This window comes from Caulobacter sp. P1_B12_2 (assembly GCF_056406675.1).
Genome location: NZ_JBFTZS010000467.1, coordinates 1 through 3,507, shown reverse-complemented (window position 1 = coordinate 3,507; position 3,507 = coordinate 1). Strand labels below are relative to the sequence as shown.

5 protein-coding genes and 1 pseudogene are annotated in these 3,507 nt (G+C 67.4%); 3 read left to right on the top strand and 3 right to left on the bottom strand.

The features are described 5' to 3' along the window. The coding region (locus AC1DZ6_RS21585; RefSeq protein ID WP_477099183.1) for a hypothetical protein at positions 1-442 on the top strand (442 nt) is incomplete at its 5' end. Positions 443-464: 22 nt separating this feature from the next. On the opposite strand, the gene AC1DZ6_RS21580 is transcribed toward AC1DZ6_RS21585, so the two are convergent. Beyond that, positions 465-1,439: a hypothetical protein gene (locus AC1DZ6_RS21580; RefSeq protein WP_477099182.1), complete on the bottom strand. Its 975-nt coding sequence runs from the start codon at positions 1,437-1,439 to the stop codon at positions 465-467. A 185-nt stretch (positions 1,440-1,624) separates the two neighbouring features. Between AC1DZ6_RS21580 and AC1DZ6_RS21575 the strand changes: the two genes are divergently transcribed. Beyond that, positions 1,625-1,978: a DUF1428 domain-containing protein gene (locus AC1DZ6_RS21575; RefSeq protein WP_477099181.1), complete on the top strand. Its 354-nt coding sequence runs from the start codon at positions 1,625-1,627 to the stop codon at positions 1,976-1,978. A gap of 37 nt (positions 1,979-2,015) precedes the next feature. Here AC1DZ6_RS21575 and AC1DZ6_RS21570 read toward each other — a convergent pair whose 3' ends face one another. Next, positions 2,016-2,369 (bottom strand): SnoaL-like domain-containing protein, encoded by a 354-nt coding sequence (locus AC1DZ6_RS21570; RefSeq protein ID WP_477099180.1) that lies wholly within the window; start codon positions 2,367-2,369, stop codon positions 2,016-2,018. A gap of 157 nt (positions 2,370-2,526) precedes the next feature. Here AC1DZ6_RS21570 and AC1DZ6_RS21565 point away from each other — a divergent pair, with 157 nt between their 5' ends. Then, complete coding sequence (locus AC1DZ6_RS21565) at positions 2,527-3,309, top strand: DUF2461 domain-containing protein (protein ID WP_477099179.1); 783 nt, start codon at positions 2,527-2,529, stop codon at positions 3,307-3,309. On the opposite strand, the pseudogene AC1DZ6_RS21560 reads toward AC1DZ6_RS21565, so the two are convergent. Next, positions 3,306-3,507, bottom strand: a pseudogene (locus AC1DZ6_RS21560) (MerR family transcriptional regulator); the annotation flags it as partial. The gene AC1DZ6_RS21565 and the pseudogene AC1DZ6_RS21560 overlap by 4 nt on opposite strands.

The window sequence follows — 3,507 nt, the reverse complement described above, 5'->3', positions numbered from 1 at the left end:
CGCCAGGATCGGCGACCTGCAGTGCTATGGCCCCGACACGGTCCGCAAGACCTGCCGGGCCATGGGCGGCTACAGCTTCGAGGCCGACGGCAAGATCCTGAACAAGGCCGAGGTGGTGCTCCAGGACTCGCCGCTGGWGACGAYGACCACGGTCGCGCCGGTGACGATGCGGGACGGGGCGGTCTGCGGGCCGCTGTCGGGCGTCGACAAGGCCCAGATCGCCGTGCGCGGCCGGCGCCTGCCCGAGGCCGACGCCGCGCCGATCCGCGCCGGGCTGCTGGAGTCGATGGCGCCGATGCTGGGCCAGGAGGTCTGCACCACCTATCGGCGCAGCGGCGACTGGTGGATCGCCGAGGTCACGATGGCCGGCGCGGCCCGCCAGGACCTGAACGACACCCTGATCTGGGTGCCGGCCTCGGCGGGCTACACGGTTCAGCCCTGATCGGCAGGGTGGGGGTCATCGCCTAGGAGGAGCCCGCCCAGTCGACCGTGTCGTTGTCGCGCAGACCGCGCCAGTAGAAGTACACCAGCACCGCCATCACCCCCGCCAGGGTGTGCCAGAGCAGGCCGTGCGGCTGGAACCAGCTTTCGGGACGGCACATGGGCTCGCCGGTCTGCGAGACCGCGCGGAAGTAGGCGGCGAGGCCGAAGCTGCCCAGACCCCCGAACCAGCAGAAGATCGGCAGCAGCAGCCAGCCGTCCTTGAACAGGCTGACATAGAGCCGCTTGCCCCACGCGATGAAGCCCATCTTGCAGATGTCGTAGCCCGTCACGATCGCCTCGGCGATGGCGTAGAGGCCCAGCAGGATCCCGATCAGGAGCGTGGAGGCCTCCTCCATGCCCGGCAGCCGGTTGAGCATGGTGAAGACGATCACCAGGACCGCATAGGCGGTGTAGAAAAAGATCTTCAGGTCGAACCGCCGCCGCAGGGTGTAGACCGGCAGGAAGCTGGCGAACACGTACATCGACATGCCGTCGAACCAACTGAGCGTGCTCGACAGCGAGGCGTGCAGGAACATGCTGCCCAGGCCCAGGAACAGCGCGGCGAAGACATAGAGCTCGGGGATCCAGCTGTTGGAATCCCAGAAGGCGTTCTTGATCTCGGCGCCGTCCTCCAGGACCTTCTTGCGGTCGCACCGGATGAGGAACACCAGGCCGAGCGACGTGAAGAGCGCGTAGAAATTGCTGTAGGTGTTGATCTTCTGCCGGATGCCGGGCTTGCCGTCGACGACGTCCTGCACCTCGAAATGCTCGCAGTAGCAGCTGTCGGGGGGCTGTAGGACGCCGTCGACGTACTTGGCGACCTGCTGGCCTTGCGCGTTGATGTTGGTGCAGGAGTCCGGATGGGCGGGCCAGCCCAGGATGGCGAGCAGGAAGAACGGGATCAGGATCAGCAGCGCGCCGCCGCTCCACACGAAGAATCCTCTGATCGGCGCCATGGGGTCTGCCTCCGGGTCCACGACCGTGAAGCGTTCACCGCGAGGCGACGCTCTGCAAGGTTGAGCACCATGACATGGTCGCGCTTAAGTGCAATGGCGCCGCCTGCGGAGATTTTTCGGCGTCGTGTCGGAACGGCCCGCCGTCGCGCGTCCTTTGGGAAGCAACAACCCAGAAGGAGGACGCCATGTCCTATGTCGATGGTTTCGTGATCGCCGTGCCCAAGGCCAAGGTCGATGACTACAAGGCCATGGCCCAGTTGGGCGGCAAGGTCTGGATGGAGTACGGCGCGCTGTCCTACGTCGAATGCTTCGGCGACGACGTGCCCTATGGCGAGCTGACCTCGTTCCCGCGGGCGGTCCAGGCGACCGACGACGAGATCGTGGTGTTCTCGTGGATCGTCTATCGGGACAAGGCGTCTCGCGACGAGATCATGGCCAAGGTCATGGCCGATCCACGCCTCAAGCAGGACCCGAAGGACATGCCGTTCGACGGCAAGCGCATGATCTTCGGCGGGTTCGCGCCGTTCTTGGAACTTTGAGCAACCCTCTCCCCTCCGGGAGAGGGTTGCTTCTTTCTCAATAAAAGAACCGCTCCTCGGCGATCTTGCCGTCGCGGATAGTGTAGAGGCCGACCTCGTCCATGGTCGTGCGCTCGCCGGTGGCCTTGGGCGTCAGGTCCATCTTGAAGCCGACGACGAACTGGTCGCCGTTGAGATAAGGACCCGTCACCTCGAAGGCGTGGACCTCGTGGTTGGCGGCCCACCATTCGCCCTTGCCGCGCGCGGCGTCCTTGCCGGTGACGCGGGCCATGTCGCCGGGCATGGCCTCGATGCTGACCACGTCGTCGGCCCAGTATTTCTCGCCGGCCTCGTCGAACTTGCCGGCCTTGCACAGCGCGACGAGGTCGGCGGCGATGTCTTGGATGCTCATGGGTGCGGCTCCTGGGTGGGGGAAGGATCGCGCAGACCGTCCACCCGCCGGAGCCTCGGCGCAAGGTCGTTTGTTTCCTATATGTTCCTGTCGGGCGTGGTTGCTGACAGCGGGTGTCAGCAGGGACAGGCGGCGGTCTCTGGTCTAGCCTCGGGCCATGACTCGCACGTCCTTTCCCGGCTTCGCCGCCGCCGACCTGGCCTTCCTGACGGGCCTCGCCGCCCATAACGACCGCGAGTGGTTCACCGCCCACCGCGCCGTCTACGACGATCGCCTCAAGCCGACCTTGTCAGCCCTGATCGACGCCCTGAACGGGGCCTTCGCGGCGCGCGACCTGCCGCTGGCCGGCGATCCTAAGAAGAGCGTGTTCCGCATCCATCGCGACGTGCGGTTCTCCAAGGACAAGCGGCCCTACAAGACCCACGTCTCGGCCACCCTGACGCGGGACGGCCAGAAGCTGTCGCCGGGTCTGGTCTATGTGCACATCGAACCGGAGGGCGGCCCGCTGCCGGCCTTCGATCCCGAGAGCATCGATCCGCTGGATCCCTCGACGTTGCCGTCGGCCCAGGCGGCCGACACGGGCTATTCCGGTGGCGGACCGTTCGCGGCGGCGGGCTTCTACCTGACCGAGCGCCCGCACATCGACGCCTTCCGCCGGGCCATCGTCGCCGACCCCAAGGGCTGGCTGACGGTCGAGAAGGCCCTGACCGCCAAGGGGCTGCCGCTGGATCCGGGCGAGCCGACCAAGCGCATGCCCAAGGGGTTCGAGGACCATGCGGGCACGACGCTGGAGCCCGCCCTGAAGCGCACGCGCTGGCTGGTCCGCCGCCCTCTGACCGGGGCCGAGATCGGCGACGACGACTTGCCCGAGATCATCGCCGACTTCGTGGCCAACGCCCGGCCGCTGCTGGCGTTCGGATGGAAGGCGCTGGTGGCCTAGACCGGCTCGGCGCGGAACCGCCGCCGCACGGGCTGGGCCGCGGCCTGGCGTCCGGCCAGCCGGGCGATGCCGCGAAAGCGCGGACAGTCCATCAGGGTGGGCGCCGAGCAGGCCGCGGCGTGCAGCAGGCCGTCGCGCATCCGGCTCAGGTCGTCGATCCGCCGGTCCAGTTCGGCGGCCTTGGCCCGCAGGTGGGCC

Bases quoted from the DNA above. Each gene is read 5' to 3' on its own strand.
- AC1DZ6_RS21580 (WP_477099182.1), bottom strand. From the start codon at position 1,439: ATGGCGCCGATCAGAGGATTCTTCGTGTGGAGCGGCGGCGCGCTGCTG.
- AC1DZ6_RS21575 (WP_477099181.1), top strand. From the start codon at position 1,625: ATGTCCTATGTCGATGGTTTCGTGATCGCCGTGCCCAAGGCCAAGGTC.
- AC1DZ6_RS21565 (WP_477099179.1), top strand. From the start codon at position 2,527: ATGACTCGCACGTCCTTTCCCGGCTTCGCCGCCGCCGACCTGGCCTTC.
- AC1DZ6_RS21570 (WP_477099180.1), bottom strand. From the start codon at position 2,369: ATGAGCATCCAAGACATCGCCGCCGACCTCGTCGCGCTGTGCAAGGCC.